The following is a 4,115-nucleotide window of genomic DNA, read 5'->3' on the forward strand; positions in this document are numbered from 1 at the left end:
CCGCCGTCCGCCGAGCCGTCCACCGGCCCGGCCCCGGGCGGCACGAACCAGGGCGGCGGCGGCCCCCTCGCCAGCACCGGCATGGCCGACATGGGGAGGATCCTCTCCCTCGTCGCCCTGCTGCTGGGCGCGGGCGCGGCAGCCGTCCACCTCGGCCGCAGGCGTCGCACCAGGCGCCACTGACACGTCCGAAGCCCTACGGAGGACGGGCCGGTGCGCGATGCACCGGCCCGTCGCCATGCCCGACCTTCACGGCGGGCACCGCACCGCTGGCGTCGCTCTACCCGGCCGCCATCCCGACGACGGCGAGCAGCACCACACCGAGGACCAGGCACAGCGGGACCAGCCCGAGGATGCCCTGCGGCCGCTTGAACACCGATTTGCCCGGGTTCAGCGGCGGCCGGTGTCCGGCCACGACCGGCTCCGGAATACGGCGGATCGTGGACAGGGCACCGAGGTTGATCAGCAGCGTGATGGGCGTGATGACCACGGACATCGGCCCCCACCACCCCTGCACCATGGTGTTGGCCTGCATCTCCCGGAAGGTCGCCAGCGCACAGGGACGGCACATCGTCCCCCGGCGGCGCAGGGACCGCATGATGATCAGCATGCCCTGATGCCCCCGCACCGTGACCTGCGCCGCGGGCCCGGCCCCGCACAGCTGGCATGCCTGCATCGCCCCACCGACCGGCATCCCACCGCCGTACGGCTGCGCCTGAGCCTGCGGCTGCTGGTACGGGCCGGGAACGGGGGCCTGCTGATACGGCCCCGGAGCGGCCGCGGGCGCGTACTGCGCCGCTCCCGGCTGCGCATAAGGCCCCGGCGCGGGCGGGTACGCCCCTGGCGCCTGGGCGTACGCCCCCGGCGCCTGCGGCTGCTGATACGGCCCCGGAGCCTGTTGATACGGCCCCGGCATCTGCCGAGGGTCGGGGTACGACGGTGGTGTGCTCAACTGCGGCCTTTCAAATGGGCATGACAGATCTGACGGAACGGGACCGCAGCCTACTCATGGAACGTGAGAGGGCTCGCCCCGACCGTGCGCCTGTGCGGCGGCGGTGTGCGCGGGGCGAGGGGTCGTACTCTCCGTCAGCGTACGGGCACAATCCGTGGATTGTACGGGGCGTCTTGCGCCACTCTGAGTGCTGTCGAGCGCGTTGACACAGCACAGCACGTACGCACCTGGAGGTGGCCGCGAATGGGGAACGGCGCGAGCGAGAACGAAGACGACCCGAATGCCTACCAGTTGGACCGGGAGCCCGATCCCTCCGACAGCCTGCGGACGTTCGGCGCCTTCGTCCAGGCCATGCGCGAGCACGCGGGGTACAGCAGAACCGAATTCGGGGCACTGGTCGGGTACTCCAAGTACACCGTCGAGTCCGTGGAGTACGGCCGGCGGATGCCGGACAGGTCCTTCGTGGAGGGGGCCGACTCGGCGACCGGGAACACGGGCGCCCTGAAGAAGGCGGCGAAGCATCTGACGCGCAGCGACGTGGGGTTCGCGGCGTGGTTCCGGCAATGGGCGCGGCTGGAACGGATCGCGGTCAGTCTGCTGACGTACGAGTGCCGGGTGGTGCCGGGGCTGCTCCAGACGGAGGCGTACGCGAGGGCGGTCTTCGAGGGCGCCGTGCCCGTGGCGCCGGACGACCAGCTGGAGAACTTCATGGCCCAGCGGATGGAGCGGCAGCGCATGCTGTTCGAGCGGCCCACCACGCCGTTCGACTTCATCATCGAGGAGCATGTCTTCCGGCGGCGGTTCGGGACCACGGAGCAGATGCGGGAGCTGTTCGACCAAGTCCTGGAGCTGACGGCGTTGCGTAACGTGACGCTTCAAATCGTGCCGCTGGAAGGCGGGTTGCACGGTTGCCTGGATGGGCCGTTGCGACTCCTGGAGGCTCCGAACGGCCAGCGGTACGCATACTCCGAAGGCCAGCAGAACGGTCGGCTCATCTCCGACCCCAAAGAGGTAAGTCTGCTCTACCGGCGCTATGACACACTGCGCTCGCAGGCCCTGAATGCCGTGTACTCGCGGGGTCTGCTGGAGCGACTGCGAGGAGAGCTATGAGCACGACAGAACTGGCCTGGTTCAAGTCAAGCTACAGCGGCAGCCAGGGTGACGACTGTGTCGAGGTCGCCGTGGCCTGGTTCAAGTCAAGCTACAGCGGCAGCGAGGGTGACAGCTGCGTCGAGGTCGCCCTCGCCGAACAGGCCGTTCACGTGCGCGACTCCAAGGACATCACGCGCCCGGACTTCACCGTCGGGCCGGAGGGCTGGACGCGGTTCGTGCGGTACGCGGCCGGGATCTGAACCGAGCGCGAGGCGTGCCCTGACCCCCAACCGGGCTCGGTGGCACGCCTCTTGGGTGTTCTACGCCGCGTCGTCCTCCGGCTCCGGCGGAGCGAAGCGGCGCAGGACCTCCTCGGCCGTCTCGTACCGGTTCTGCTCCTTGATGAGGTGGGCGAACTGGGCCGCCAGCATGGCCCGTCGGGCATCCCCCTCCGGGAAGCCCATGGCGTCGAAGAGGTCCGAGAGGTGGTCCGCCGCCGACCGGTGCCCCGGGGCTCCGCCGAAGGCGTCAGTGCTGACCGGCCCGTCGGTCTCATCGAACTCGTCGGGCTCATCGGGCCGGGAAGGCGACAGGAGTTCCTGGAGGCGCTCGGGGATGTCCGAGTCGTTGGCCGCGGACGTGAGTTGGGCGAGCAGGCCGAGGTCGGCGACCGTCTTCTCCACGTGTTCGTCGTTCTTGGCGAGCCACCAGACCACCGCGCTGCCGGTGTTCTTGAGCACGTCCTCGCCCAGGTACTGCCGTTTGCTCTGCTCGTACGTGCGCTGGTGCTCCCAGACCGCCTTGTCCTTGCGCACCTTGGCGAGCCGGTCAGGCAAGCTCGCCCGCACCGACGGATGCCTGATCAAGGAGAACCTCTACAGAGAAGCCGGGGTCGTCGGGCCACAATGAACCGGGCCCCCGATGTCCTCACCGAATGGAACAAGCGGACAGCCGCGATCGGCGCCCGCCCCCGTGATCGCCGCCCTGCACCATGACAAGCGGGACTCCGTGAGGAACTGGCCGGACGCTGCGCCGTCAGCGCGCTCGACGAACAACGCGCCTCCCGAACCGAAACGATCGGCCCGTGCTGATCCCGAACCCACCCAGAACTGTCAGTGCTGGGTGCAAGGATCCCCTGCATGAATGGTGGTCTCCTCGACCTGCGACAGGTCACAGCCCCAGGTGACGTCACGCCGGAACTCAGGCAAGCACTCATCGGATGCTGGATTGAGGTCACCAACGCCGGCGGAGCGGCGGGATTCCCGTTCCCGCCCATCGACGCGAGCCAGGCCGCCCCTGCGGTCGACTCCCTCATCGGGGGCCTTGTCCCTGAGACGAGCCGCCTCGTGGTCGCATCGATCAACGGCAACCTCGCCGGGTGGCTGAATGTCCGGCGTGATCCCTTTGAGGTCGTCTCCCACTGGGGGACGCTCCACCATGTCCAGACACGGACGAGCCTGCGGGGCCGCGGCATCGGGGCCGCTCTCATGAATCACGTTCGTGACATCGCCCGCGACGAGATGGGGCTGGAACAACTCCACTTGGCTGCACGTGGCGGCGTTGGCCTGGAGGACTTCTACGGCCGCCTGGGCTGGAAGGAGACAGGTCGTTGGCCGGGCGCTCTTCGTCTCGCCCCCGGCGATGATCGCGACGAAATCCTGATGATCCTGGCACCGCTCTGACGCACCGAAACGCTGGGGAACGTTTCCTTCTCTGAAGGCGGGGTGCACTAGGGCCTGTCTGACAATTCCCGTCGTCGCCCGGAGGGCGGCCGCGCGGCGTCAGGTGCGTGCTCTCGGGGTGCCGGGCGTAGGCCCTCGTACTGGACGTACTTGGGTCTGCGCCCGGTGCCGCGAGAGTGCGTGCATGGCGTCGCGCGGCAGACGGGAATTGTCAGACAGGCCCTAGGGCCTGTCCGGCGGACCTCGTGGTGGCCGTGGGCCTCGGCGCTCCCTTCGACGGACTCGCCGCCCGCCACAAGGCCGGAGCCCACCTGACCGCCGTTCCACACCAACAGGACCTGCTACCGGGCCACTTGGCCGGAACCAGCCGCATGCACGCCGTATTACCC

The 4,115-nt window shown here is 69.1% G+C and carries 6 protein-coding genes; 4 read left to right on the top strand and 2 right to left on the bottom strand.

All coding sequences use genetic code 11. The features are described from left to right. Nucleotides 1-183 (top strand): LPXTG cell wall anchor domain-containing protein (locus tag CCN72_RS23575; RefSeq protein ID WP_143664177.1); only part of this gene is annotated, 183 nt, incomplete at its 5' end. A gap of 97 nt (nt 184-280) precedes the next feature. On the opposite strand, the gene CCN72_RS23580 is transcribed toward CCN72_RS23575, so the two are convergent. Beyond that, the gene (locus CCN72_RS23580; protein ID WP_237544607.1) at nt 281-676 is read right to left on the bottom strand and encodes a hypothetical protein; all 396 of its coding nucleotides are present in this window, start codon (nt 674-676) and stop codon (nt 281-283) included. A gap of 519 nt (nt 677-1,195) precedes the next feature. On the opposite strand from CCN72_RS23580, the gene CCN72_RS23585 reads away from it, so the two are divergent. Continuing rightward, nucleotides 1,196-2,062, top strand: a complete 867-nt coding sequence (locus CCN72_RS23585) for a helix-turn-helix domain-containing protein (protein ID WP_086809356.1) — start codon at nt 1,196-1,198, stop codon at nt 2,060-2,062. After that, a complete protein-coding gene (locus CCN72_RS23590; RefSeq protein WP_086809358.1) occupies nt 2,059-2,304 on the top strand; it encodes a DUF397 domain-containing protein in 246 nt (81 codons plus the stop codon). The genes CCN72_RS23585 and CCN72_RS23590 overlap by 4 nt, the downstream gene beginning before the upstream one ends. Nucleotides 2,305-2,364: 60 nt before the next feature. Here the strand turns inward: CCN72_RS23590 and CCN72_RS23595 are convergent, their stop codons facing one another. After that, on the bottom strand, nt 2,365-2,880 hold the full coding sequence (locus CCN72_RS23595; RefSeq protein ID WP_086809360.1) for a hypothetical protein: 516 nt from the start codon (nt 2,878-2,880) through the stop codon (nt 2,365-2,367). A 303-nt stretch (nt 2,881-3,183) separates the two neighbouring features. On the opposite strand from CCN72_RS23595, the gene CCN72_RS23600 reads away from it, so the two are divergent. Then, nucleotides 3,184-3,726 (top strand): GNAT family N-acetyltransferase, encoded by a 543-nt coding sequence (locus CCN72_RS23600; protein ID WP_086809361.1) that lies wholly within the window; start codon nt 3,184-3,186, stop codon nt 3,724-3,726. Nucleotides 3,727-4,115: the final 389 nt, after the last annotated feature.

Source organism: Streptomyces murinus, assembly GCF_002154555.1.
GTDB classification, from domain to species: Bacteria; Actinomycetota; Actinomycetes; order Streptomycetales; family Streptomycetaceae; genus Streptomyces; species Streptomyces murinus.

Bases quoted from the DNA above. Each gene is read 5' to 3' on its own strand.
- CCN72_RS23585 (WP_086809356.1), top strand. From the start codon at position 1,196: ATGGGGAACGGCGCGAGCGAGAACGAAGACGACCCGAATGCCTACCAG.
- CCN72_RS23580 (WP_237544607.1), bottom strand. From the start codon at position 676: ATGCAGGCATGCCAGCTGTGCGGGGCCGGGCCCGCGGCGCAGGTCACG.
- CCN72_RS23590 (WP_086809358.1), top strand. From the start codon at position 2,059: ATGAGCACGACAGAACTGGCCTGGTTCAAGTCAAGCTACAGCGGCAGC.
- CCN72_RS23600 (WP_086809361.1), top strand. From the start codon at position 3,184: ATGAATGGTGGTCTCCTCGACCTGCGACAGGTCACAGCCCCAGGTGAC.